Annotated in this window: 24 protein-coding genes and 1 pseudogene; 15 read left to right on the top strand and 10 right to left on the bottom strand. The window is 70.5% G+C overall.

Translation table 11 applies throughout. The annotated features are described in order from the left end of the window. Window positions 1-139: 139 nt before the first annotated feature. Both AB0D31_RS11920 and AB0D31_RS11915 read left to right on the top strand, forming a co-directional pair. The gene (locus AB0D31_RS11920) at window positions 140-928 is read left to right on the top strand and encodes an ABC transporter ATP-binding protein (protein WP_362720520.1); all 789 of its coding nucleotides are present in this window, start codon (window positions 140-142) and stop codon (window positions 926-928) included. A gap of 220 nt (window positions 929-1,148) precedes the next feature. Continuing rightward, window positions 1,149-3,704: an FtsX-like permease family protein gene (locus AB0D31_RS11915; RefSeq protein ID WP_362720518.1), complete on the top strand. Its 2,556-nt coding sequence runs from the start codon at window positions 1,149-1,151 to the stop codon at window positions 3,702-3,704. A 273-nt stretch (window positions 3,705-3,977) separates the two neighbouring features. On the opposite strand, the gene AB0D31_RS11910 is transcribed toward AB0D31_RS11915, so the two are convergent. After that, on the bottom strand, window positions 3,978-5,147 hold the full coding sequence (locus tag AB0D31_RS11910) for an NAD(P)/FAD-dependent oxidoreductase (RefSeq protein WP_362720515.1): 1,170 nt from the start codon (window positions 5,145-5,147) through the stop codon (window positions 3,978-3,980). 370 nt (window positions 5,148-5,517) lie between these two features. Between AB0D31_RS11910 and AB0D31_RS11905 the strand changes: the two genes are divergently transcribed. From AB0D31_RS11905 to AB0D31_RS11895, 3 genes are all read left to right on the top strand, one after another. Beyond that, window positions 5,518-6,324 (top strand): TetR/AcrR family transcriptional regulator, encoded by an 807-nt coding sequence (locus AB0D31_RS11905; protein WP_362720512.1) that lies wholly within the window; start codon window positions 5,518-5,520, stop codon window positions 6,322-6,324. Between the two features lie 166 nt (window positions 6,325-6,490). Next, window positions 6,491-7,231 carry an alpha/beta hydrolase gene (locus tag AB0D31_RS11900; protein ID WP_362720509.1) on the top strand — a complete coding sequence of 247 codons (741 nt, stop codon included), beginning with the start codon at window positions 6,491-6,493 and terminating at the stop codon, window positions 7,229-7,231. 435 nt (window positions 7,232-7,666) lie between these two features. After that, window positions 7,667-8,077, top strand: a complete 411-nt coding sequence (locus AB0D31_RS11895) for an STAS domain-containing protein (protein WP_362720506.1) — start codon at window positions 7,667-7,669, stop codon at window positions 8,075-8,077. Between the two features lie 36 nt (window positions 8,078-8,113). Here AB0D31_RS11895 and AB0D31_RS11890 read toward each other — a convergent pair whose 3' ends face one another. The 3 genes from AB0D31_RS11890 to AB0D31_RS11880 all read right to left on the bottom strand — a co-directional run bounded on the left by AB0D31_RS11890 (window position 8,114) and on the right by AB0D31_RS11880 (window position 11,855). Beyond that, the gene (locus AB0D31_RS11890) at window positions 8,114-10,369 is read right to left on the bottom strand and encodes a SpoIIE family protein phosphatase (protein ID WP_362720503.1); all 2,256 of its coding nucleotides are present in this window, start codon (window positions 10,367-10,369) and stop codon (window positions 8,114-8,116) included. Next, window positions 10,366-10,917, bottom strand: a complete 552-nt coding sequence (locus AB0D31_RS11885; RefSeq protein ID WP_362720501.1) for an STAS domain-containing protein — start codon at window positions 10,915-10,917, stop codon at window positions 10,366-10,368. The genes AB0D31_RS11890 and AB0D31_RS11885 overlap by 4 nt, the downstream gene beginning before the upstream one ends. A 218-nt stretch (window positions 10,918-11,135) precedes the next feature. Then, the gene (locus AB0D31_RS11880; RefSeq protein WP_362720499.1) at window positions 11,136-11,855 is read right to left on the bottom strand and encodes a class I SAM-dependent methyltransferase; all 720 of its coding nucleotides are present in this window, start codon (window positions 11,853-11,855) and stop codon (window positions 11,136-11,138) included. 303 nt (window positions 11,856-12,158) lie between these two features. Here AB0D31_RS11880 and coaD point away from each other — a divergent pair, with 303 nt between their 5' ends. After that, window positions 12,159-12,590 carry a pantetheine-phosphate adenylyltransferase gene (gene coaD / locus AB0D31_RS11875; protein ID WP_362720496.1) on the top strand — a complete coding sequence of 144 codons (432 nt, stop codon included), beginning with the start codon at window positions 12,159-12,161 and terminating at the stop codon, window positions 12,588-12,590. 41 nt (window positions 12,591-12,631) lie between these two features. Here coaD and AB0D31_RS11870 read toward each other — a convergent pair whose 3' ends face one another. Next, window positions 12,632-13,414 carry an alpha/beta hydrolase gene (locus tag AB0D31_RS11870; RefSeq protein WP_362720493.1) on the bottom strand — a complete coding sequence of 261 codons (783 nt, stop codon included), beginning with the start codon at window positions 13,412-13,414 and terminating at the stop codon, window positions 12,632-12,634. Between AB0D31_RS11870 and AB0D31_RS11865 the strand changes: the two genes are divergently transcribed. Continuing rightward, window positions 13,413-13,550, top strand: a complete 138-nt coding sequence (locus tag AB0D31_RS11865; RefSeq protein ID WP_362720490.1) for a hypothetical protein — start codon at window positions 13,413-13,415, stop codon at window positions 13,548-13,550. The genes AB0D31_RS11870 and AB0D31_RS11865 overlap by 2 nt on opposite strands. A 276-nt stretch (window positions 13,551-13,826) precedes the next feature. Here the strand turns inward: AB0D31_RS11865 and AB0D31_RS11860 are convergent, their stop codons facing one another. The 3 genes from AB0D31_RS11860 to AB0D31_RS11850 all read right to left on the bottom strand — a co-directional run bounded on the left by AB0D31_RS11860 (window position 13,827) and on the right by AB0D31_RS11850 (window position 15,380). Next, window positions 13,827-14,111, bottom strand: a complete 285-nt coding sequence (locus AB0D31_RS11860) for a DUF5302 domain-containing protein (protein ID WP_362720487.1) — start codon at window positions 14,109-14,111, stop codon at window positions 13,827-13,829. A 270-nt stretch (window positions 14,112-14,381) separates the two neighbouring features. Beyond that, window positions 14,382-14,579 (bottom strand): hypothetical protein, encoded by a 198-nt coding sequence (locus AB0D31_RS11855; protein ID WP_362720484.1) that lies wholly within the window; start codon window positions 14,577-14,579, stop codon window positions 14,382-14,384. Window positions 14,580-14,732: 153 nt separating this feature from the next. Continuing rightward, window positions 14,733-15,380, bottom strand: coding sequence for a dihydrofolate reductase family protein (locus tag AB0D31_RS11850; protein WP_362720481.1), 648 nt, complete (start codon window positions 15,378-15,380; stop codon window positions 14,733-14,735). A 751-nt stretch (window positions 15,381-16,131) separates the two neighbouring features. Between AB0D31_RS11850 and AB0D31_RS11845 the strand changes: the two genes are divergently transcribed. The 7 genes and pseudogenes from AB0D31_RS11845 (at window position 16,132) to AB0D31_RS11815 (ending at window position 21,501) form a co-directional block, all read left to right on the top strand. After that, window positions 16,132-16,920, top strand: coding sequence for a hypothetical protein (locus tag AB0D31_RS11845; protein WP_362720478.1), 789 nt, complete (start codon window positions 16,132-16,134; stop codon window positions 16,918-16,920). Between the two features lie 6 nt (window positions 16,921-16,926). Continuing rightward, window positions 16,927-17,229 carry a hypothetical protein gene (locus AB0D31_RS11840; RefSeq protein WP_362720475.1) on the top strand — a complete coding sequence of 101 codons (303 nt, stop codon included), beginning with the start codon at window positions 16,927-16,929 and terminating at the stop codon, window positions 17,227-17,229. Window positions 17,230-17,250: 21 nt separating this feature from the next. Then, window positions 17,251-18,582, top strand: coding sequence for a hypothetical protein (locus AB0D31_RS11835; protein WP_362720472.1), 1,332 nt, complete (start codon window positions 17,251-17,253; stop codon window positions 18,580-18,582). A gap of 6 nt (window positions 18,583-18,588) precedes the next feature. Next, window positions 18,589-19,170, top strand: coding sequence for a putative Ig domain-containing protein (locus AB0D31_RS11830; RefSeq protein ID WP_362720470.1), 582 nt, complete (start codon window positions 18,589-18,591; stop codon window positions 19,168-19,170). A gap of 162 nt (window positions 19,171-19,332) precedes the next feature. After that, a pseudogene (locus AB0D31_RS11825) lies at window positions 19,333-19,497 on the top strand (short-chain dehydrogenase); the annotation flags it as partial. A gap of 10 nt (window positions 19,498-19,507) precedes the next feature. Then, on the top strand, window positions 19,508-20,254 hold the full coding sequence (locus AB0D31_RS11820; protein ID WP_362720467.1) for a DUF6193 family natural product biosynthesis protein: 747 nt from the start codon (window positions 19,508-19,510) through the stop codon (window positions 20,252-20,254). Window positions 20,255-20,424: 170 nt separating this feature from the next. Next, window positions 20,425-21,501, top strand: a complete 1,077-nt coding sequence (locus AB0D31_RS11815; RefSeq protein WP_362720465.1) for a glycoside hydrolase family 19 protein — start codon at window positions 20,425-20,427, stop codon at window positions 21,499-21,501. Between the two features lie 90 nt (window positions 21,502-21,591). Here AB0D31_RS11815 and gdhA read toward each other — a convergent pair whose 3' ends face one another. Next, on the bottom strand, window positions 21,592-22,941 hold the full coding sequence (gene gdhA / locus AB0D31_RS11810) for an NADP-specific glutamate dehydrogenase (RefSeq protein WP_362720462.1): 1,350 nt from the start codon (window positions 22,939-22,941) through the stop codon (window positions 21,592-21,594). A 144-nt stretch (window positions 22,942-23,085) separates the two neighbouring features. After that, window positions 23,086-24,216: an NADH:flavin oxidoreductase gene (locus AB0D31_RS11805; protein ID WP_362720460.1), complete on the bottom strand. Its 1,131-nt coding sequence runs from the start codon at window positions 24,214-24,216 to the stop codon at window positions 23,086-23,088. A gap of 268 nt (window positions 24,217-24,484) precedes the next feature. On the opposite strand from AB0D31_RS11805, the gene AB0D31_RS11800 reads away from it, so the two are divergent. Further along, on the top strand, window positions 24,485-25,006 hold the full coding sequence (locus AB0D31_RS11800) for a MarR family transcriptional regulator (RefSeq protein WP_362720457.1): 522 nt from the start codon (window positions 24,485-24,487) through the stop codon (window positions 25,004-25,006). The last annotated feature ends 49 nt before the right edge of the window (window positions 25,007-25,055 follow it).

Raw genomic sequence — 25,055 nt, 5'->3', positions numbered from 1 at the left:
CCTTCACCCCTGCCCTTCGACAGAGACCACATCACCACCTCCCGGCCGATGTTCACGCAGGTGAGAACGCCAAGGATGGAAGACATCCCGGCTCGCGAACGTTTGCGGGCCGCCGCTCCCGTTCCCACCCGGAGACCCCGTGCCCCAGACTTTCCTTCCCGCCGATGCCCCCGGCGCCGCCGACACCGAGCCGGCAGCCCGCGCCACCCGACTGACCAAGCTCTACGGTCGCGGTGAAACCCAGGTCGTGGCGCTGGACGGTGTGACGGTGGCGTTCGGCCGAGCCCGGTTCACCGCGGTCATGGGCCCTTCAGGATCCGGCAAGTCGACACTCATGCACTGCATGGCGGGCCTCGACCGTGCCACATCGGGGTCGGCGCAGATCGGAGGCGTCGAACTGGCGGAGCTGAATGACCGTCAACTCACCGCGCTGCGACGGGAAAAGGTCGGCTTCGTGTTCCAGGGCTTCAACCTGCTGCCCACCCTCACGGCGTACGAGAACATGACCCTGCCGCTACGCCTGGCCGGTCGTCGCCCCGACGCCGCATGGTCGGACACCGTCATCGCCGCCACGGGACTGTCCGAACGCCTCACCCACCGGCCGGCCGAACTCTCCGGCGGCCAGCAGCAGCGCGTCGCCGTGGCCCGCGCACTGATGTCCCGCCCCGAGATCGTCTTCGCCGACGAACCCACCGGGAACCTTGATTCCCGCTCCGGCGCGCATGTACTGGACTTCCTGCGCGCCTCCGTCGACGAGTTGGGTCAGACGGTGGTGATGGTGACCCACGACACGGTCGCCGCCGCCCACGCGGACCGTGTCGTCTCCCTCGCCGACGGCATGCCAGTGGACGAACTGCACGAGCCGACCTCGGGCGCCGTCGTCGACCGGATGCTCGCCTTCGAGACGCAGGGCCGGCTCATCGGCTGACCCCCGCGCCCGCGGTGTCCCCCTCTCTGTCCCAGAAGCGACGCCCCGGTTCCCGACCCTCGCCTCTCCTGCGCCGCCGGTTTCCGACCCTCGTCTCCCCATCGCCCCCGGTTTCCGACCCTCGTCTCCCCATCGCCCCCGATTCCCGACCCTCGTCTCCCCGGCGCGCCCCGATCCCCGGACCCCCAACTCCCTGCTGCCCCGACCCGCGGAAAGCCCCATGCTGCGAACAGCCCTGCGCAACGTCCTCGCGCACAAAACCCGTCTGATCATGACCGTCCTGTCGGTCTGCCTAGGCGTCGCGTTCATCTCCGGCTTGTTGATCTTCGCCGACTCCACCACCTCGGCCTACCGCGCCGCGATGGCACGCGACTACGCGGGCATTGCCGTGAGCGTCAGCCCGACATTCACCCCCGGTGCCGGCCCACGCGAGCAGTACAGGGCCCTCGACGACGCCCTCGTACGCAAGCTGTCCCATCTTCCCGGCGTAGCCGCCGTACGCCCGACGGTGGACGGCACCGTGACCCTGGCCGCGAAGGACGGCACCCCGATGCGCGCCGACACCGCGATGGGCAGGTTCGGTGCCGCCTACGTGCCGGGCCCGGGCGGCAAGGACAACCGCTACTCGCTGACAGAGGGCCGGGCCCCCGCCGACCAGGGCGAGGTCGCCCTCGACCGCGGCACCGCGAAAACCGCAGGCTACAGCCTCGGTGACACCGTCACCCTCGCCGGCGACGGCCCGGTCCTCACACCGCGCCTGGTGGGACTGGTGTCCACCACGGACAGCCGGGTGAACGCCGGCGGGACCCTGGCGGTCTTCGACAAGGCGACCGCCCAGAAACTGTTCGCCGCCCCCGGGCGCTACACCGGGATCGACCTGGCAGCGACCCCCGGCACCAGCCAGTTCGAGCTCTCCGACCGGGTCACGGCCATGCTGCACTCCGACCGCGCCGAGGCGGTCACCGGCGCCGCCCAGGCCAACCAGCAGTCCCTCTTCATCGGCACCAAGACCAAGAGCTACGAGCGTATGCCGCTGCTCTTCGCCGCGGTCTCCCTCTTCATCGGCACGTTCCTCATCGTCAACACCTTCACCATGCTCATCGCCGAACGCGCCCGGGAAATCGCCCTGTTGCGGGCGATCGGCGCCACGCGCCGCCAAGTGGTCCGCTCCGTCCTGGCCGAGGCGGCCGTGGTAGGAATCGTCGCGTCCGCGCTGGGCTTCGCACTGGGCCTGGGTGTGGCCACCGTACTTCCCCAAGTCCTCGACACCTCGGGCGACTTGCTGCCCAGCGGCCCCCTGGTGATCGGGCCGACGGCGGTCATCGCCTCACTCGTCGTGGGGGTCGGCGTCACCGTGCTCGCCGCCTGGCTGCCGTCGCGCGCCGCGGCCCGCATCGCCCCCGTCGAGGCCATGCGCACCGCCGAACAACCGTCCTCCGCGGCCCTTTCCCGTATCCGAAGCGCGGCCGGCCTGGCCTTGATCGTGCTCGGCGCCGGTCTGCTGTTCTCGCTGACCGATGCGGTCAGCGCCACCGACGCCAATCTGCAGACGGCCCTGCTCGGCTGCGGCATCCTCGTGGTCGGCCTGATCCTGCTCGCCCCGCTCCTCGCCGGCCCCGTCATCCACCTGCTCGGCCGCCTCATCGCCCGCTTCGGCGCGGCGGGTGACCTCGCCCGCGAGAACACCCTGCGCAATCCGCGCCGTACCGCGGCCACCGCCGCCGCGTTGATGATCAGCACGGCGCTCGTATCGGGCCTCGCGGTCGTCGACCACTCCACGAGCCGGGCCCTGGACTCCCAGGCCGCCGCCGGGCTGAGCGCCGACTACGTCATCGGTACGCGCACCTCCACCACCGCCATCGACTCCGCGGCCGTCCGGCGTGTCGCCGCGGTACCCGGCGTGCGCATCGCTTCAGCCGCGGCGGACTCCACCATCACCCCGGGCGGCGAGCAGATCTCCGGAGTCGACCCCCGGACCGTGAGCGAGGTGATGAAACTCCGATTCCTCAGCGGCTCCGCCACCGCCATCGGCCCTGGCAAGATCGCCGTCTCACGCAGCTACGCCGCCGAGCACCACCTCGTCACCGGCCGACAACTCGACGCGAGCATCGGCGCCGCCGGCCCGGGCCGGCACTACACCGTGGTCGGCGTCTACCAGGACAACCCCACCGCGCAGGACGTCCTCGGCTACCGCGCCGACGTTCAGAAACACGCCTATTTGCGCGACTCCGTACAACGCCTGCTGGTCCGCACCGACGGCGGTACGACGTCCGCGGACCTGGCGAAGCAGCTGCGCACCGCCGTGAGCAACAGCCCGCTCGTGACCGTCCAAAGCCGCGACCAACTCGTACAGACCCAGGCCGGCACCGCCGGTGAACTCATGACCATGGTGACGGGGCTGCTCGCCATCGGCGTACTGATCTCGACGCTCGGCATGGTCAACACCCTTGCCATGTCGGTCGCGGAGCGAACTCGGGAGATCGGCGTCCTGCGGGCCATCGGCATGGACCGCTCGGCCATCCGCACCATGATCAGACTTGAGAGCCTGTGCGTCGCCGCCTTCGGCACCCTTCTCGGGCTGGCCGGCGGGCTGTTCGGGGCGTGGAAGGTCAGCGGACTGGCCAACGGAGCGATCCCGCAGTACTCCTTCTCACTGCCCTGGGGCACCCTCGCCCTGGTGTCGGCACTCGGCCTCGCGGTCGGCACGGTCGCGGCCGCCGTCCCGGCCCGACGCGCCGCCCGGCTCAGCCCGTTGGAGGCCGTGGCGCGGGCATGACTGGGCCCGCTACGTCCTCCGCGTGCGTATGTGGGGTTCGGGTTGATCGGAGGGCCGGTTTTGCTCTCGGGGTCGGGGTCGGGGTCGGGGGCGGAGGCCGGGGGCCGGGTGGCGGGGCTGGTCCTGCTCCCGGGGATCGGCCCATACCGACTGGGGCTCCGGAGCCGTGCGGCAGCCCAAATGCTGCTGGTTGACCGGCTGTTGCTCGTCTGCAGGTTGGAGCACGGTGGAGCTTCACGACGGAGACGGAGGAGAGCGGTGGCCGAAGGAGCCTCAGGCCGTCTCGTTCCGGGGCGCGCTGAACAGGCCGACCAGAGCGGCGATCGGGTTCGGGCCGAAGCACATGCCGATGCCGTCGACGGATTCCTGAGCCTTGTCGGCACTGCGGGGGAAGAGGGACTCTTCGTAGACGGCGACAGCCTTGTCGGCGTCGCCTCGGTGGGCCGCGATGGCTTCCCCGAGCTCGGCGCCGTCGAGCATGGCGAGGTTGGCTCCCTCGCCCGCGAACGGCGACATCACATGGGCGGCGTCGCCGAGCAGCGTTACGCCCCGCACGTGAGCCCAGCGGTGCCCGACGGGCAGGGCGTGGATCTTCCGCGGGACCAGCGGGTTGTCGGAGTCCTTGATCAGTGCCTGGACACGCTCGTCCCAGCCCGCGAACTGCTGGAGTACGGCCGTCGTCGCCGCCCGCGGGTCGGTGAAGTCGATGCCGTCGAGCCAGCCTTCGGCGATCTGGACCGCGGAGGAGACGTGCAGGCTGCCGTCGGTCTGGCGGTGGGCCAGCACACCCCTGTGGTCGGCGAGTGCGAAGAGCGCGCCGCCACCGACGACGGCCGCGGCGGCCGGGTGCCGGGTGTCGGCGTCCAGCAGGTCGCTCTCGACGAAGGAGATGCCGGTGTACGCCGGCCAGGCGTCGGAGACCAGGGGACGGATGCGGGACCAGGCGCCGTCCGCGCCGACCAACAGGTCACAGGTGACGCTCCCGCCGTCGGCGAAGGTGACCTCGTGGCGGCCGTCGTCGAGGGCACGGGCCCCGGTGGCTTTGCGATTCCAGCGCACGGTGTCGCCGGGGAGGGAGTCGAGGAGGAGGTCGCGCAGTTGGCCTCGGTCGACCTCGGGGCGGTCGCCGTCGCCGGTGTCCGGCTCTTCGAAATGGACGACGCCATGCTGGTCCAGCACCCTGCAGGCCTGGCCGCCGGGGTGCACGAGGGCGCGGAAGTCGTCGTACAGCCCGGCCGCGCGCAGGGCGATCTGCCCGCTTTCCTCGTGGATGTCGAGCATGCCGCCCTGGCGGCGGACGTCTCGTCCCGCCTCCAGGTCGAAGACGGCCGAGTCGATGCCGTGCACGTGCAGCACACGAGCGAGGGTGAGGCCGCCGAGACCGGCGCCGATGATCGCGATGGGGTGATGGGCGGGGGTTGTGGCGTTCGTGGTGGTGGTCATGGGCGTGCTCCTGACGACATGGACAGCGGTGTGGGGGTGGCGGGTCGGTGGGGCTGAGGGTTCAGGAGTGGGCCTGAGATGAGGAGGGGTGAACCGGCAGCGCTTCGATATTAACGAACATGTTCGTGACGAACAAGTTCGTTGCCCGTGGGTACCGGAATCCGATGGCGCGTATGAGGCGACGAGGACGGCCTGAGGGCGAGGGGGGTCTGTACGGCGAGGGGGCGGGCGGCGGTGAACCGTGAGTTGCGCGGTGGGTGGGGTGCGAGCTGGGCGGGGGGCGCGAGCTGCGCGGTGTCAGGCGAAAGCGGCACGTGGGGTGCGATCGAGCGAATCTGTTCGCGACGAACGCGTTCGCTATGCTGAAGGCATGACCCCGAGCTCACAGCCCCGCAGCCGCCGGGAGCGCCCCGCCAAGCCGGCACTCACCCGCGACGGCATCATCGCCACGGCAGTGCGGATCATGGAGGCCGAGGGTCTGCCCAAGCTCACGATGCGCAGGCTGGCACAGGAGCTCGACACCGGCCCCGCGTCGTTGTACGTGTACGTGGCCAACACCGCCGAACTGCACGCGGCGATCCTCGAAGAGTTGCTGGGTGAGGTCGACCTGGGTGCGGCTGCGGCGACCGGGGACTGGCGCGAGCGGGTCGGAGCCGTACTGACGTCGTACATCGAGGTGCTCTACGCCTATCCCGGCCTGGCTCAGTCGGCCCTGATCGCCCGCCCCTCCGGCCCCAACTACCTCGACCTCGTCGAGACACTGCTGGCGCTGCTGCACGACGGTGGGGTTCCGGGCGACCAGGCAGCCTGGGGCGTCGATGCCCTGCTCCAGACGGCGACTGCAACCGCGGCGGAGCACTCGGCCCGCCGACAGTCCGCCGGCGCCGACGTCGGCGTCAACGCCGACGTTGAGGGTGAGGGCGAGGGCGAGGACGACTGGAAGGCGCTGACCGCCGCCCTGCACCAAGCCTCGTCCACCCGGCACCCGCACGTCGCCGCCCTCGGTGCGGACCTGATCTCCGGGCCACCGACAGCGCGGCGCGACTGGATCCTCCAAGCCCTCGTCAACGGCATCGCGCACACGCCACGCGCACACGGGACGGCATCCGATACGCGGGCGCCGTGCACCCGCGCGGGGTCGGTGTCCGTCGGCGAGGCTCCGTCAAAATTCGTTTGACCGGCGCGGGGTGGCCGCTGCTACCTTTCAAGCGGCCGTGCGAGAGATCGAGGAGGTGGTACCCGTGAACGCAGTATCGACATGGGTGCTCCCCTCCGGGGTCACGGTCGGGCGATAGATCGTCGCCCGGGAGCGCCGTTCCAGTGCACTCCCGAAAGGCACGATCGTGCAATTCACTTCTGAACGACGACTCGACGACAGCGTCATCGAGCGCGCATTCAACCTCGGCGAGATTCCCGGCTTTCTGTGGACGCCCGCATCCGCGTCGGCTTCCTCCCCTGTGCCGCTGATCCTGCTCGGTCACCCTCCCCTCGGTCTGGGCCGGATGTACCCCCGGCTGGTGGCCCGTGCCCTGTATTCCGCGGCGGACGGCTTTGCCACGGCCACCCTCGAGCTGCCGGGAAGCGGTGACCGGCCCCGTTGGCCGGCCGTCGAGCAGGCCCGCGCCGAACTGCGGCGGGCGATGGAAGCCGGCCAACCGGTGAGCGACGAGATCGTCGACGCCCTCGTCCTTCCGCTGGTCGACAAGGCGGCGCCGGAATGGCAGGCCGCCCTGGACGCCGTCCTGTCGCTGCCGGAGATCGGCGGCCCGGTCGGGTACTCGGGGGGAGTCATCTCCATCGGCATCCGGCTTGCGGTGATCGAGCCGCGTATCGCGGCCGCCGGCCTCTTCGCGGGGAGCTTCGTGCCCCGCGCCGTGTTCGAGGAGGCCCGGCGAGTCACCGTTCCGCTGCACGTCCTGCTGCAGTGGGACGACGAAGGGAACGACCGGCAGGCCGCCTTGGATCTGTTCGACGCCTTCGGGTCCAAGGAGAAGTCCCTGCACGCCAACATGGGCGGCCACACCGGCGTTCCTCAGTTCGCGGGAGAGGTCGCGGCCCAGTTCTTCACCCGCCACCTGAAGTGAGACCGGCCCGTCGGACCAGCCCGCCGCACGAGGTCGATCTCGTACACATGCGGGGACATCCGCAGCGGTAGGTGACGGCACGCGGGCCGTCTCGGCGGAGCCGGCCTGCCTCAGCCATCTGCCGCCTTGTGCGCCTCAACCCCGCCTCCAGTTGTGGGGCGGGGTTGAGCGTCAGGGTGGGGGTGCGTCGATGAGGGGGAGGGGCATGGGCGGAGGCCGGGGGCATGGGGACAGCGGCCGGGGACCAGGGGCCAGTAGCCATGCGACCGGCCGGCGCGGGCTGAGGATTCGCGCCCATGCGATGGGACGGGCCCCGGGCGAGGCGGGGGAGCGGAAGGGAGAACCCTGTTTCCGGTATCTCTTGACGTCCTACGAGCGGGCGGCGCAGATTGAAGAGGACCGGCACAGCGCGGTGGAGTCCCGTGGGAGGCAGCCATGAAAGCTCCAGGCCCGCTCACGCGAGCCGTGGGCAAGGGCGCGTATTCCTCGGGCGGCCTCGCGGCGCGGGCGAAAAGCGCCTGCACCGTCCTGGTGGAAGGCGAGCTCGATCTTGACAGTGCCGAGCCCCTCTACCAGCACCTGCGCCGGGCCCTTGACCGCTCGACGGGCGGCGTGATCCTCGATCTGCGGCAGGTCGCCTTCTGCGACTGTTCCGGGCTGAGCGCGCTGCTCCGGGCCCGCCACCGTGCGCTGGCTCAGGGCAAGACCCTCAGCATTCGCTCCGCGAGCCCCGCGATGCGCCGGCTCCTGACACTGACCCGTACCCGCGCGCTGTTCACCGCCGCGACCGCCCCGTTCCCCCGGGCGGCAGGGGCGGTCGCCAGCACGCTGGAACACCCGGCATGACGATCGGCCGTGAATCAGGTGAGCCCGCTTTCCCGCTCACCCCCGCGAACGGGGCGCTGTTGCGGTCAGGACGAGGACGGCCTGGTCGTCGTCGATGTCGTGACCCCCTGTGAACGTACGCACGGCGCTGGTCACGGCATCGATGACATGACCGGCCCCGGCCCCGACCTCGTGCGACGCGCCCACCAGCGCGTCGATCAGGCGTTGCTCGCCGAACTGCTCTCCGTCGGCGTCGCGGGCCTCGGTGATGCCGTCGGTGTAGAGCAGCAGACTCTCGTGCGGCCGCAGGCGCAGATGGTGGGGTGATACGTCGGGGTTGGCGGAGATGCCGAGCAGGGAGCCTTGTGCCTCGACCACTCGGGCGGTGGGACCTTCGCCGAGGTGGAGGGGCAGCGTGTGGCCTGCGCGGACGAGCTCGATGTCCAGCCCGTCCTGTGAGGGGGTGAGCTGTCCGTAGACGAGAGTGACGAAGCCGCCGCCGTGACTGTCGGGCCGGTTGGTCAGGGCTCGGTTGACGGCCTTGACGACATCCTCGGGACCGGGCAGGAAAGGGGCGACGGCGCGTGCCGTGTGGCGGACCAGGGCGGTGGTGGTGGCGGCCATGGCGCCGCGTCCGCAGACGTCACCGAGCAGGAACGCCCAGCGGCCGTCGTCGAGCGGGAAGACGTCGTAGAAGTCGCCGCCGATGTCGAGGCCTTCGCCGGCGGGGTGGTAGTAGGTGGCGACATCGGTTCCCGGCACGGCCGGAAGGTCCGGAAGGAGCAGGCCCGCCTGGAGGTCACGGGCCAGGGTGGCGCGATGGGCGTACTGGCGGGCGTTGTGGGCGGCGGAGCCCGCTCGGCGCGCGAGTTCCTCGGCCAGCGCGACGGTGTGACCGTCGAAGGTGTGCTCGCCGGTCGACAGGAGCGTTACGGTGCCGAACGCGCTGCCGCGGTCCATGAGGGGAACACACAAATAGCCGGTGACCCCCAGGTCGTGCCAGGGGCCGGGCCCGGTGGGGGCGCGGCGGGCGACTTCGCTCGTGCCCGAGGCCAGAACGCGGGAGACCGCGTCGTCGTCGGCGTCGTAGACCGGTATGTGGGAGGCGAGCAGGGCCTGCTGCTCCTCGGTGGGCGCGGCCGTGGCGACACGGCACACCCGCCCGCCCCGGATGATGTCGACGGCGCACAGGGGAGCCAGCTTCGGCACGCACGAGGCGGCGAGGCGCTGAAGACTCTGGCCGGCGTCCAGGTCGGACGTCAGAGCGGCGCTGGCATCCAGCAGGAAGGAGAGGTCATCACGGGCGGCTTTCTCCCGGGCCTCCGCCGCAAGGCGTGCCCTTTCGGCCGTGTCGCGCTCGATGGCCAGGGCCGCGGTACCCGCGAAGACACGGGCCAGCGCGAGGTCGGCCTCCTGGGGTGCGCGGGGCACGCGGTGGTACATGGCGAAGGTGCCAAGGAGCGAGCCGTCACGCGCCAGGATGGGGGTGGACCAGCAGGCGGCGACGCCGGCGTGGTCGGCGAGGTCGCGGAAGTCGTCCCAGAAGGGATCGGTGGCTATGTCCGTGACGATCACGGGCTGCCGTCGGTGCGCGGCCGTGCCGCACGACCCCACGCCCTCGCCGGTGGCGATGCCGTCGATGGCCTGGTTGTAGAAGTCGGGCAGGCTCGGGGCCGCGCCGTGGCGCAGATGCCGGCCGTCGGCGTCGGCCAGCAGCACCGAGACCAGTACCTCCTCGGGTGCCAAGTCCTCGATGACGTGGGCCATGCCGTCCAGCACATCGAGGAGCGGGGCCTGGCGGGCGATCTGCTCCAGCAGAGCCCGGTGCTCCGCGGTCAGGCGCTGGGCGTGCTTGACCTGGGTCGTCTCCACCCCGATCACCCGCACCCCCATGACGTTCCCGCCGGTGTCCAGGCGGGGCTCGTAGGAGAAATCGAAGAACGCCTCCCGCACGGTTTCGCCCCGGCCGAGCACCGCCCGGACGTCGCGCGCGGTGTGAGGCTTCCCCGTGCGATAGACCCGGTCCAGCAGCGCGATGAACCCCTGCGCCGCCGGCTCCGGCATCAGCTGCCCCAACGGCACGCCGGTCCGGATGTGCTCGCCGCCACCGACGGCGGAGAAGAACGCGGCGTTCGCCGTTTCCACCATGTGCGCGGGACCGGCCAGGGACGCGAACACGGCCGTCGACTGCCCGAACAGTGCCCGCAGATCGTCCTCCGCCCCGCGATCCCCCTGCGCCCTGCCCCCGGCGGTGCCGCAAGCGCCCGCGCCCACGACAAGTCGGCCCCGCTGCGGCTTCGGTAGACGCGTCATGCGCGGTGCCCCTCAATCGATTGCGTCGAGCCGTCGGCACCGGCCGTAATGGCGTCGTCCCCGCTGTCCGCCCTGTGCATGGATCTATCCATGGATTTGTCCACGCCTCGGTCCACGCCTCGGTCCACGCCTCGGTCCACGCCTCGGTCCACGGCGAGGGGTGCGTGCACGGAGGGGCGCCCGTGCACGGCGAGGGGCCCGTCGACAGCGAGGGCTCCGTCGACCGCGAGGGCTTCGTCCACGTCGGCGTAGACGGAGAGCACCTGATTCAGACCCGTCAACCTGAACAGCCGGGACACCGTCGCCGGCACGCACGCCAGGCGCAACGCCCGGCTCCGCAGGGACATCTGCTGGTGAAGTCGTACGAGTTCACCGATGCCGGAGGAGTCGCAGAACGACAGCGCGGCACAGTCGACCACCACCGGCCCCGCTGTCTCCCCCTTGACCAGTTCCCGGTTCCCCGCCTCGCGCAACTGCTCCATGCTCTCGTGGTCGAGCTCCCCGCGCAGCGCGAACACCACACTGCGCCCGTCCCGCCTGACGTTCACCGAAAACACCCTCAGCTTCCTCCGTGTGAAGCGCTGACCGTCAACCCCAGGGGAAGAAACCGGCTTCCTGCCCCGCCTACCCCATGAGCACCGTACGGAATCACACCCCTCCCTCGGGAGGGGCGCCCGGCATCGGCGGCGCCACCGCCACGGGGCTCGTGAGCAGCCCGGACTGCCACCTGACCGGGGCGGGCGCCGGTCTCCGAGAACGCGTGGTGTCAGGGGCGGCCGGCGACGAACCAGCGGGCGGGGAGTTCCACCGGGGTGCCGTCGGGGTGGGAGTCGCTCATGACGAGGGCGGTCGTCCCTTCGTCGAGTACGGTCAGGCCGGCCTCGCGCAAGAGGGCGGCGACTTCGCCCTCGGCGACCTCACCGGGGCGCAGGTCGTGTTCCTTGACACGGCGCAGCTTGAGGGAGGGGCCCCCGGGCTGTGCGGCGATGGCGGCGATGACCTCCTTGGCCGCGCCGGTGGGTTCGAGGACGAGGGCGCGGCCGCGCGTGCCGACCAACCGGGCGACTGTGGCAGCCACCGCGGGCCGGTCCTCGGGGTCGCTCTGGTGCAGGACCGCCCTCATGTACACGTTGGTGTCGCCGAGTTGTTCGTGCAGCGCGTCGGCCTGGACCGGGTCGGCGAGGTTGAGCTGTTCGTACGCGGCTGCGCCGTCCTGGTCGGCGCGCCGGGCGTGGGCGACGGCGGCGGCGGAGAGGTCGACGCCGACGGCGCGGGCGAAGCGGGTCGCGAGGAAGCGGGTCTGGGTGCCGTTGCCGCAGCCGAGGTCCGCGACGGGGAGTGCGTGGTCGGCGTACGGGGCGAGGTGGTCGAGGTCGCGCTGCGCGGTGAGGGCGGGGTCCGCGTCCCAGAAGGGCTCACCCGGTTCACCGGAGCTCTGCTCCCAGAAGCCGTCCCAGGAGGTGCGGTAACGGTCGGACACGGTCATGGTGTCTCCTTGCGGTGGGCGGTGGGCGGTGGGCGATGGGCGGTGGGCGGTGTGCCTGTGTCTGCGTCTGCGGCTGTGTGTCTGTCACCGCCCCTGCGTGCTTGTGGCAGCGGACAACAGGCCTGGCTCGGACGATAGTTGAGCGGGCCGCGAGGCCGTTGATGTTCCGGCCGCACGCCCTCGTACGAGCGACGCGGGGCCGTCACACGGTCGGGTCCCCCCGGTCGGTGGCGAGCGCCATGCCGTGGCCGACCAGCCCACCACTTCACCCCGGGGGACGGCTACTTGTTACTCTCTCCGATCATGCGAGCCCTCTTCCCAGGATCTTTCGACCCGGTCACGCAAGGGCACCAGGACGTGCTGCGGCGCGCGGCTCAGTTGTTCGACGAGGTCGTCGTGTGCGTGATGTTCAATGCGAGCAAGACCGGCCGCTTCGCCATCACGGAAAGGCTGGAGCGCCTCCGCGCGGCAGCGAGCGACCTGAGCAACGTCACGGTCGACTCCCACACCGGTCTGTTGGTCGACTACTGCCGCAGCGTCGGAGTCGACGTCGTGGTCCGCGGAGTCCGCGGCGTTGGCGACCTGGAGTACGAAATGCCGATGGCCCGCATGAACCGTGAACTGGCCGGAGTGGAAACGTTCTTCATCGCGGCGGACCCCGTCCTGGCCCACATCTCCTCGACCCTCGTCACGCAAATGAGTCAACAACCGGGTAAGTCACCTGAACCAGCCTGAACCAGAAGGACATACGGGGGTGCGACGAGGCCGGAAGGTTTTTACGGGGCGAGGAACGACTCCACCATGGGCAGGACCAGTTCCGCGCGGCGCATGACGTCCATGTGCCGACAGTCCGGGAGGATCGCCAGGCGCGCATCGGGGAGGAGCCGGTGCAGCTGCGCGGCGTGTTCGATGCGAACGAAGTCCGTGTCGCCGAGGATCAGGAGGGCCGGTGCGGCCAGCCCCCGCAGGTCGTCCTCCGACCATCCTTCATAGCCCGCGGCCGCCGAGCACTTCGCCATGAACTCATGGAAATGCTCCGGGTGGGGAGCGACGGCCGCATACGCGTCGGCCATTTCCTGGAAGTCGGCCTGGGTCGGCAGGCGCCGCGATCCCGCATGCTGCGCGGGATCGCGGATCTCGTCCAGGTAGCCGTCTTGCCGGTAGGGGCTGGACGCCACAATCACCCGGCCCACCCGCTCGGGATGGTGAAGCGCCGTCTCCAGCGCGGTCATGCCGCCCAGACTGAACCCGAAGAGGTCGGCGCGGTCGATGCCGAGTACGTCGAGCAGCGCCACGATGTCCGCGGCGAGCCTGGGCACCGACATCTCGCGGTCGGTGTCGGCGGTGTGTCCATGCCCCTGCAGCTCGACAGCGATCACCTGGTGTGTCGTGGCCAGCGCGGGCAGGAGGGCGCCGAAGCACAAGTCGATGGTGAGCGCGCCGCCGTGCAGCAGCACCAGCGGGCGGCCGGTGCCGTGGGTCTCGTAGTACATCGTGAGGCCGTTGACGTGCGCGTAAGCGCCCTCAGAGCGCTCGGCCGCAGCAGGGGGGTTGGGCATGTTCGTCATCGAGTCCATCCTGAGCCGGTTCTGGGTTGCGTTGCTGACGATGGGGTGGACTGCTGGGCCGCCCGAAAATCATCGTCAGCAGCAGTTCGACGGCGTGACCGGCGGCTCAGGACGGGCGGCCCGGTGAGTGGGCCTGACGGCAGTCTCTCCCCCCTCTCTCAGCTGGCGTCCGCTGATCCCCCCCGGCGTCGGCTGCCGGCGCGGTTGTGCTGAAGCCGCCGGCCAGGTGGCTGGCGATGTGGCCGACGGATCGCCCGACCAACGGGGCCTAGCTGGGGCGACCGGGGCGCTGCGGAGATGCATGTGCGGGATGGGGGAGTGCTCTGGTACGCCCTCGAACTGGAGGTGCGCCACGCTTCGACCCCGCGCACCGGCCGCCGAGCCGGTGCGCGAGGTCTCGCCGTCAGCCTCCGCTCTTGCGGCGGAACGACTTCTGGCTCGACGCCGGGCCGTGCGCGCCGCGGACCTTCGACGCGGCGGAGTCTCCAGCGTGGGCACCGGCGTCCGCCTGGGTGCCGCGCTTACGCGCAAGCGCCTCGCGAAACTGCCGCTTCAGGTCGTACTGACCGTTGGCGTCCGGAGCCAGGGCAGTGCCCTCGGGCGCTGAGGCAGTGGCCTCGGGCTCCGGGGCCGTGCCTTCGGGCTCGGTCGGCTCCGAACCTTCTTGTGAGGCGTGCTCTGCGGTCATGGGGACCTCCTGGCTTCGGGCAAGTGGAATGTGCAGCTTGTCATGACGAACGCCGCTCGGGGCACCGGCATCCGTTCAAGAGCGGCCTGTGCGGCCGGCGAACGTCGGCTGAGTGTCGAACACGACCGTATGCAGGGGAGAGACGGTGGCTCGCCACAGACCCAGGTGCCGCTCACAGAACGCCGATCCGGTCTCCCCTGCGAGCACAGCTAACTCTCCGCTCCGTACAGCCAAGAGGTTCGCAGGGTCACAGACCCAGCCGCGCGCGTATCAGGGTGTCGAGTCTTTGCCACGCCGGGAGGCGGCGTTGACCGTGCCCTGGATGAGCCTAGGGATCTCGAACGTCACATCCAGCTCGGGCGGTAGGCCGGATCCGTAACGTTCCAGGGGCGCCGCGACGATGCGGTGGGCGACGCCGTCGATGTGTGGGTCGTCGGGAGCGAGGTCGTCGGCGTGGTCGGCTGCCATGGCCGGACGAGAAACCAGACGAGAACGGGTGGTGCTGCGGCCGACACCGGGACGCGCGGGCCGAGCCCGAAAACGGCTGCGGCCGGCCTCCAGGGAGGGAGGCCGACCGCGGTCGTATCCGCGCCGAACAGGGCACCTCGCGGAATTCCGGTGTCACTTTCGCCAGAACAAGTGGTGCGTCACGCCGCTCGGGCTGGGGACCACATCGAGGTGGAACCGGTCGAGCAGCTCATCGGGGGAGTCCCATAGCTTGAGCCCGGATCCGAGCTTCATCGGTGAGACTGCCACATGCATGGTGTCGACGAGGTCGGCGTCGAGGAACTGCCGGATGACGGAGACCCCGCCGCCGAGTCGGACGTCCTGGCCCTGAGCCGCTTCCCGCGCCTGCGCAAGGACCGTGGCGGGATCACCGGCGACGAAGTGGAACGTGGTGTCGGAGAGCGTGAACGAAGGACGCTCGTGGTGGGTCATGACGAACACCGGAGTGCGGAACGGTGGCTCGTCACCCCACCAGCCGCGCCACTCATGGTTTTCCCAGGGCCCGCGCTGGGGCCCGAATTTGTTGCGGCCCATGATCTCGGCGCCGATGTTGCGTGCATAGTCCCGCGTCATGTAGTCGTCGAGACCACGGCTGCCCCCGGGGTCCGTACGCATGGGCCAGCTAGCCGTGGCGCCGGCCCACGCGAACAGCTTCGCGGGATCGACGCCATGGCCGAACGGGCTCTCGAAGGTCTGATCCTCACCGGCACCGATGCCGTCGCTCGAGATGTTGAAGTTCTGAACTCTCAGTAGCTGAGTCATGTGTTTCCTCCTGCGCTGACGATGACGATGCTGAGACTCTCCAGGCGGCGAGAACTCATCGCCGAGCCCGGGGTCGGCCAGGGTCCCGTTGTCGGCCGTAGGCCGTGGGCGCGTAGGCCGTCGGCCGCGAGCCGTCAGTCATCGCTCGTCAGCCGCCGACAGTCGACAGCCGACGGTCGTCCGGCAGTGCTGCTGAGGCCGCCCTGGCTACTCCTCGATCGACCGTCGCTCTCATAGACCGCCTGCAGACCGCATGCAGACCGCATCGTCCATCCGCCGAGCTTGCCATGGCGTGGGTGACCCGGCGCCGACTGACACGTCCAGCGATACGGCGGCGCAGTGATCCAGAGGCTGGGGGCGCGCCGGAAATCGCTGAGCCGGGCCGACCGCATCGACGAATTCGACGACGTCCAGCTGGCCATGGCATGAGCGACCCCGGCCCCGACCCCGACCCCGGCCCCGACCCCGGCCCCGAGGCGCACGCGCACAGCGTCACGCGTCCCTGGTCGCCGCCCCCCTGGCCGCCGCCCCGACGGCCACCCCCGGATGCCCCCGGGCCCGGCAAGGCGCGGATGAAGCTCTTCTCTGCTTCTCCCCATGTCCATGCTCAGCGCGCCGAGAGCGCCGGATGCTGTGCTAGTCGCCTGGCCGGGCAGTGGGGGCGGGCGGGACACGCGAGGAGATGGGGAGGCGCACAGTGATAAGACGCGCAGCACGATGGGCCGTAGCCGGGGTCGCCGCGGTCACCTCAGTGACGACCGCGCAGGCGGCGGTGCCGGCCTTCGCGGACTCGGCTCCGCAGCTGGATCTCAAAGGCCTCCTGATCGGCGGCGGCCAGGGGGACCCCACCACGGCGGCGTGGCAGAACGCACTGGACACCGAAGGCGTGGCATACACGCAGGTGAACGCCGCCGGGGAGCTGGGCAGTGAGACGGTGTCGCTGCGGGCGCTGTCCAGTGGCGCGCACGGCTATCACAACGGTGTGGTGTTCGCGGACTCGCCGGCCTGGTTCAGCGCCGGGCAGCTGACGGCTCTGGACAGCTACGAGTCGGCCTTCGGGGTGCGTCAAGTGGACGGGTATGTGTATCCGTCGGCCTCGGTGGGCCTCACCGCGGGCGGCTCCGGCGCCATGAGCGGCACCGCGCAGCTGACGGCGGCCGGTCTGGCCGGGCTGCCCGAGCTGAAGGGCCCGGTGCCGTTCGAGGTCGGCTCCTACGGCTACCCGGCGACGCCGGTCGCGGGCGCCCCCGTAACGCCGTGGTTGCGCGACGCGGCCGGACAGACGCTGGCCGCCGTCTATCAGCACCCCGCTGCCGACGCCCAAGCAGGTGTGTCCGAGCTGGCGTTGACCTTCGACTACAACGCCACCGAGCTGCCGTGGCTGCTGCTCGCCCCCCGGCTTGATCAACTGGGTTACGCAGAACACCCACTTGGGCCTCTACCGCAACTACTTCGGGCAGGATGTCGACGACTTGTTCATCGCCGACAACGAGTGGAGCAACAAGTACCAGTGCACCCCGGCGGCGACCGACCCCGATGACGTGCTGTGCCGGCCGGGCGTGGCGGCAACACGGCCGACGCTCCGCCCGACACCCAGATGAGCGCCGCGGACGTGGACTACGTGGCCAACTGGCAGAAGCAGACGGGCATCAAGCTGGAGTTCGCGTTCAACGCCGTCGGCGCGTGCACCGCGCCCACCGCGAACGAGACGTCGAACGCGAACTGCTCGGGCAGCACCGCGGTGAACGGCACCACCTACACCGACCCGGGCCAGGCGGTCGACCCGGGCTACCCCAACGACGCCGCCTTCGTCAACGAACTGCTCAAGCAGCAGGGCCAGTTCGACTGAATCACCCACACCTGGTCGCACATGTTCCTGGGCTGCACGGTCGCGGCCCCGCAACCCGCGAACGCGCCCACCGCGGGAACGGGCGGGTCACTGACCGCCGGCGGATACACCTACGAGATCACGGCCGCCACCGCCTACGGCGAGTCGGAGCCCTCGACCCCGCAGCAGGTCACCGTCGCGGCGAACGGATCCGTCGCGCTGTCCTGGCCGGACGCGCCCAACGGCGGTGGCCCGAGCCTGGCGAAACTGGAGTCGCGGTACTCCGGTGGCACCGGCTTCTGGGGATACGACATCTACCGCGCCCCCGCCGGATCCACCAGCTTCGGCCTGGTCGGCCAGGTCAAGGAGGACCCGACCGGCGCGGCCACGTCCTACGCCTTCACCGACACCGGCGCCACCAGCCCGGGCGGCGGCCCCGGCAGCACCGCCGGCTACCCGACCGCGACCGACTCCGGTATCGGCTGTGCCAACGCCGCCGGCTGGGTGCCCGCCACCAGCACCACGCCCGACTCCAGCATCGAGCAGGAGATCGGCCTGGACGACGCCTTCGCGGCCAACAACGGCCTGACCGACTTCAGCACCCACTCCGTCGTCACCGGCGAGCACTCCGGCCTGGAGAACCCCAACATCCCCCGGGCCTTCGCCGACACCGGCATCACCGTCTTCGGTGCCGACGCCTCGCGCCAGCCGCAGTCGTACGCCATCACCGGCACCAGCTCCACCGGCGCCGCCAACACGGCTGCCTCCGCGCCCCGTTACCCCAGCAACATCTACTACAACGCTGCCAACTGGCCCGACGAGCTGAACGAGTACAACACCGCCTACGTCGCCGCCGGATCCTCGATCGGTGCGAGTCAGTACCCCGCCGAGGCCGGCAAGTGCTCCAGCACGCCATCCACCACCTGCACGACCACACCCGCGACAGAAGCCACGGTGCTGGCCGCGGAGTCCCGGATCATGCTCGGTCACGTACTGTCCGCCGATCCCCGGATGAACGATGCCCACCAGGCCAACCTGGTCGGCCCAGCCACCAGGACCGTCGACGGAACCACCTCGGACTATGGCTACACGCTCCTGACTCTGCTGAGCAACATGCAGGCCCAGTACGGCAATTGGTACACCGCACCCCTGGTGCAGATGACCGACGCCAGTCAGTCCCAGGTGCTGGCCGAGTCCGCGGCCTGGACCGCGGCGAAGACCGCCGGCACCGTCACCGCGTCGGTCCACAACGGCTCCGTCGTCGTCACCGACTCCGGCGGCTCCCCGGTCTCCGTGCCGGTCACCGTCCCGGACGGCAGCACCCTCAACGGCGCGCCCTTCGGCGAGGCGTACGGCGGCACCCGGTCGGCGTGAACCCCGGTGGGTGCCGGCTCCGCGATCACGGTCACCGTTCCGGTGGCCGGCGGTACCGCGCCTGCGATCGCCGGCCCGACCGCCGTGTCGGCCGTCAGCGGCACGGCGTTCACCACCACGGTCACCACCACGGGCACCCCGGCCCCCGCCGTGACGGAGTCGGGGAACCTGCCCGCCGGGGTCACCTTCAAGGACAACGGTGACGGCACCGCCACCCTCTCCGGCACTCCGGCCGCCGGGAGCGGCGGCACCTACCCGCTGACCATCACCGCCACCAACAGTGCGGGCAAGGCCACCGGCCAGTTGACGATCAGCGTCAGCCAGCCCCCGGCCATCACGAGCAAGGCGAGCGCCACTGCCGGACTGCTGACCCGCTTCACCTTCACCGTCACCAGTACGGGAACCCCGACGGCGGCCATCAGTGAAACCGGCGCCCTTCCCCTGGGGTTCAAGTTCACCCCGGCGAGCAACGGCACCGCCACCATCACCGGCACCGCCTTGCTGCCGGGCGTCTACCACCGCACCCTCACCGCAAGGAACAGCGCCGGCACCACCACACAACCCTTCACTCTCACCCTGACTTTGTGAGAGCACGGGCCCGGCCCGTCCCGGATCCCGCGCGCCGCTCCGGCCGGCGGGATCCGGGACGGGAGTGCCTGACCACGGCCGGGGGCCCGGGGAGGAACGTAGGGGACACTCGGACAAAAGGTGATGCGATCCGTTTGCATGCGACCGTGGACGACGCACACCATGAGCCAGCACACAGCGCACCGCAACAGTGCCCAGGACACCGCCCAGCACACCGCCCGGCAAGGCACTCTCCAAGGCCGGATCGCGCTCGTGGCAGGCGCAACCCGCGGCGCCGGACGCGCCCAGGCCGTCGAACTCGGGCGCGCCGGCGCCACCGTCTACGTCATGGAGAGCTGTGTCCACACCTTCAGATCCAGCCGCCCTGTACCCCGACGTCGCGGCCTGCGGCACTCTCGCCGAAGCGCTCCGTGTCGCGGGGGCAGGATGCCTCGACGCCGTGCCCGCCGAGTCGCCCGGCTCCGGTTCGCTGCTCCAGGCGAGCGTCGCGAGTACTCTGCCGCACCGCGAGCCGCTGCGGATCAGCGCATGGCAGCACGAGCGGCGATGGTCGGTCCGCGGCGAGGAGCCGTATCAGGTCGCATGCCTCATCGATGGTGAGACGGACGACCTGGCGCAGGTCGCGGCAGCGGCCCGGGCCTGGTACGACGGGGACTCCCTGGCTGACATCCGCCGGGCCGCACCGTTCGTGCACCTGACCGGCCACTTCGAGGTGCCCGATCTCGATCCCGTGCGTCTGGTGGAATCCGAATGGAGACACCTGCTCCAGGAGGCGCGTGAACCGGAACACCCCTGGCAGGAGCAGTACCAAGCCCTGATCGAGGCGGCGTACGCGGAGCCGGCCTTGCGCGCGCTCTACCCCTTCACGAGCCACTGGGCCCTGCGCTTCTCGATCACCACCCGCCCCCGCCTGACGTTGGGCAGTCCGTGCCTGTCCGCGGACAGCGATGGCATGTACGGCGTGGGACGGGGTTTCGTCACGCCTGATCTCGGGGTGTTCTCCTCGCCGCACGAAGCCGTGGCGAGGGCCGTGCGCCGGCTGCCACCGGACCTCGCCCCGGTCTCGCTCGGCCTGCCGCTTTAGGGCGCGGGTAGGCGACAGGATCGGTGCCCCTGGGCGTAGTTGGGCCCGCGTCGTATCGCACCCGCCGTCGCGCCGCGCGGAGCGCAGAAATTGGTCTGGACCTTGACAGGTGCAGACCATTCCGCTTGAGTCTGCCCAGATCCCACTCAACTCCCAGAAGGAGTGGTCGCGTGTCGAGACAACGGCTCATCGCTCTGCTCACCGCACTCGCCGTCGCGGTAGGACTCGCCCTCTTCCTACCGCTGGCGTCCCCCGCCTCCGCCGCGGCCACCTGCGCCGGTGCCTGGAATTCCGCCTCGGTCTACACCGGCGGTACGTCCGCCTCGTACAGCAGTCACAACTGGCAGGCCAAGTGGTGGACCCAGGGCGAGACGCCCGGTGCCGCCGCCGTCTGGGCCGACCAGGGCGCCTGCGGCGGGGGCTCGGGCGGCACCGGCGGGAGCTGCGCCTACCCCGACTGGGCCGCGGGCCACTCGTACGTGGCCGGCGACATCGTCAGGTACACGGACGGCAGCTACTACATCGCCGAGCACGACAACCCGGGCTACGACCCCGTCATCAGCACCTGGTACTGGGACCCGTACAGCTGCAACGGCGGGGGTGGCCCGACGACTCCGCCGTCCAGTAACTCCTTCGTGGTCAGCGAGGCCCAGTTCAACCAGATGTTCCCGAACCGGAACGCGTTCTACACGTACAGCGGTCTGACCGCAGCGCTCAGCGCGTACCCGGGCTTCGCCAACACCGGCAGCGACACGGTGAAGAAGCAGGAGGCGGCGGCGTTTCTCGCCAACGTCAGCCACGAGACCGGCGGGCTCGTCTACATCGTCGAGCAGAACACCGCCAACTACTCGCACTACTGCGACGCGACGCAGCCCTACGGCTGCCCGGCCGGCCAGTCCGCCTACTACGGACGCGGGCCGATCCAGCTGAGCTGGAACTTCAACTACAAGGCGGCGGGCGACGCGCTCGGCATCGACCTGCTCCACAACCCGAACCTCGTGCAGACCGATTCGGCCGTCGCCTGGAAGACGGGTCTGTGGTACTGGAACACGCAGAACGGCCCCGGCACCATGACTCCGCACAACGCCATGGTCAACGGCGCCGGGTTCGGTGAGACCATCCGCAGCATCAACGGCAGCATCGAGTGCAACGGCGGCAACCCCGCCCAGGTGCAGAGCCGGATCAACGCGTACCAGAGCTTCGTCTCGATCCTCGGGGTCCCGGCCGGCAACAACTTGAGCTGCTGACAGATCCCGACGACGCCGCCGACGTGCCCCGCCCTCTGGAGAAGGAGCGGGGCACACCGGCGTACGGGCGGGCACACCCGGGGCAACGGACTAGATGACGCCCTGGGCGAGCATCGCGCCGGCGACACGCTCGAAGCCCGCGATGTTGGCGCCCGTCACGTAGTCGCCGGGCGCACCATAGCGCTCGGCCGTCTCGTGCGTCACCGCGTGGATGGACCGCATGATGCCGGCGAGCTCGTCCTCGACCCGCTCGCGGCTCCACGCGACCCGGCCGGCGTTCTGGGCCATCTCCAGGGCGCTGACGGCGACACCGCCCGCGTTGGCGGCCTTGCCCGGACCGAAGGCGACGCCCGCCTCCTGGAAGAGGTGCACCGCATCGGGGGTGGTGGGCATGTTCGCACCCTCGGAGACCGCCTTGACGCCGCTCGCGATGAGTGTGCGCGCGTCGTCGGCGCCCAGCTCGTTCTGCGTGGCCGAGGGGAACGCGACGTCCGCCGGAACCTCCCAGACCCGGCCGTCACGCACGAAACGGGCCGACGGGCCGCGCCGGGCGGCGTACTCGCTGATACGACCCCGCTCCACCTCCTTGATCTGCTTGAGCAGAGCCAGGTCGATGCCCTTGTCGTCGACCACGTAACCGGAGGAGTCCGACGCCGTCAGCGGGTTGGCGCCCAGCTGCTGAAGCTTCTCGATGGTGTACAGAGCCACGTTGCCGGAGCCCGAGACGACCGCGCTCAGCCCGTCGAGGGACTCGCCGCGCACCTTCAGCATCTCGGCGGCGAACAGCACCGAGCCGTAGCCGGTGGCCTCCGGTCGGATCGCGGAGCCGCCCCAGCCCTGGCCCTTGCCGGTCAGGACACCGGCCTCCCAGCGGTTGGTGATGCGGCGGTACTGGCCGAAGAGGTAGCCGATCTCGCGGCCGCCCACGCCGATGTCGCCGGCCGGGACGTCGGTGTGCTCACCGATGTGGCGCGACAGCTCCGTCATGAACGACTGGCAGAAACGCATGACTTCGGCGTCGGACCTGCCGTGCGGGTCGAAGTCGCTGCCACCCTTGCCGCCGCCGATGCCGAGGCCGGTCAGGGCGTTCTTGAAGATCTGCTCGAAGCCGAGGAACTTCACCACGCCGACATCCACCGACGGGTGGAAGCGCAGGCCGCCCTTGTACGGACCGAGCGCGCTGTTGAACTCCACCCGGTAGCCGCGGTTGACGTGCACCCGGCCGCGGTCGTCGGTCCACGGCACCCGGAAGATGATCTGCCGCTCCGGCTCCAGGAGCCGCTCGACGAGCCCGCTCTCGGCGTATTCGGGGCGGGCCGAAAGGACGGGGCCCAGGGTGTCCAGGACCTCTCGCACGGCTTGGTGGAACTCGGGCTGTCCGGGGTTGCGGCGCTCGACTTCCGTCCGCAGTGCGTCCAGCCTGTCCTTGGGGTCGGTCACGATAAATTTCCCTTCCGACGTAGGTTCCAGGGGCGTGCGGGCCCAGATCACAGTGCCACACCTTGCCCTGGCCCGGGACGGGCGGTCCACCCCTCGGAAAGCCGTACGAGGCGCGGGCGCGCGACGCCTGTGGTGCCGGTGCTCCTACCGGCTGAGCGACTTGAGGGCCGCGGGGTCGTACGGCTGGAGCTCGTCGAAACGGTTGCCAAGGATCTTGGCGGCCCACTGCGGGTCCTGGAGGAGCGCCCGGCCGACGGCGACCATGTCGAACTCGTCGCGCTCCATGCGGTCCAGGAGGTTGCTGATGTCGCCGAGCTGCGAACCCTCGCCGGCGAAGGCGCGGATGAAGTCGCCGTCGAGGCCGACCGAACCAACGGTAATGGTGGGGCGGCCCGTGAGCTTCTTGGTCCAGCCCGCCAGGTTCAGGTCCGAGCCCTCGAACTCCGGGTGCCAGTAGCGCCGGGTGGAGGCGTGGAAGACGTCGACGCCCGCCGCGGTCAGCGGGGCGAGGATCGCCTCCAGTTCCTGCGGGGACTGGGCGAGCCGGGCGTCGTACGCCTCCTGCTTCCACTGCGAGTACCGGAAGATCACGGGGAAGTCGGCCGGGACGCGCTCGCGGACCGCCGCCACGATCTCCGCGGCGAACTTGGTACGGGTCACCGCGTCGCCGCCGTACGCGTCGGTACGGCGGTTGGTGCGCTCCCACAGGAACTGGTCGAGCAAGTAGCCGTGGGCTCCGTGCAGTTCGACGCCGTCGAAGCCGATCCGAGCTGCCTCCGCGGCGGCGTCGGCGAACGCGCCGACGACGTCGTCGAGGTCGGCGCGCGTCATCGCCTTGCCGGCCCCCTCGGTGCCGTCGACGCGGATGCCGGAGGGACCGACGGCGGGCGCGTCGGCGTACGGGGCCTCGCCCTGGTTGCGGACCATGCCTATGTGCCAGAGCTGCGGCACGATCGTGCCACCGACCTCGTGCACGGCCGCCGCGACCTTCGCCCACCCCGCCAGCTGGTCCTCGCCGTGGAACCGCGGCACCCGGTCGCTCTGCCCGGCGGACTCGTGCCCGACATAAGTGCCCTCGGTGACGATCAGGCCCACGCCGGCGGCGGCCCGGCTGGCGTAGTAGGCCTGAACGTCCTCGCCGGGCACGCCGCCGGGGGAGAACATCCGCGTCATCGGGGCCATCGCGATGCGGTTGGGGACGGTCAGGCCGTTGAGCGTGATGGGCCGGGACAGGAGCTCGGCTGCGCGGGAGGCGGTGGACGTGGTGACGGTCATGCGGGTCCTCCGGGTGAGGCAGTGGCTCGTCCGGGTGAGGACGAGAAGTGCATAGTACACATGTTATGTATCATGCATATTGCGGAGCTCGTCGGCCGAGCTCGTCGCCTGAACGGGCAGGACGGTGCTTGTCGCCTGAGGAGACCGGAGGACCGGAGAGGTCGGAGAGCCGGACAGGTCGGAGGGATACGGCCCCTGCCCTCCCTCGCAGGGCATAAGAACCGTCCCGTACGAGGGAGGGGCGCCGCGGATCGGCGATAATGAACCGATGCGAAGGGTGGGAGGCGAAGTGCTGGAGAAGCTGGAGCGGGAGCTGATGCTGCTCTCACGACACCAAGTGCTCGTCCGGCGCGAGCGCGAGCCTGTGCGTCTGGATCGGTCCGCCTATCTGCTGCTCAGCCGGATCGACACCCAAGGCCCCATGTCCATCGGGCAGTTGGCCGACGCTTTCGGACTCGACACCTCGACCGTGAACCGCCAGACGGCGGCGCTGCTGCGCTGCGGACTGGCCGAACGCGTCGCGGACCCGGACGGCGGCATGGCCCGCAAGCTGCGCATCACCGATGAGGGCGGGCGTCGGCTCGCCGAGGACCGGGAGGTCAACCAGTCCTGCCTGGCACGTGTCGTCGCGGACTGGGCCCCGGAGGAGGTGCGTGAATTGGCCGACGTCCTGGTACGGCTGAACCGGAGCTGCGAGGCTCTGGAAGATCGCTTCTGGCCGCGTACGGAGGACGACGACCGCGGCCCCGAATGCCACCCGCCGACCCCGCGCGAACCCGCGCCGCACTGATGCCGGCCGACAAGCGGCTGTGGCGGCCTCCGGCCAGTGTGCGAGCTTG

The sequence above is a fragment of the Streptomyces sp. NPDC048361 genome, from assembly GCF_040651795.1.
Lineage (GTDB): Bacteria > Actinomycetota > Actinomycetes > Streptomycetales > Streptomycetaceae > Streptomyces.
Note: the sequence above shows the minus strand (reverse complement) of the source record. Positions and strands in the feature narration are given on the sequence as shown.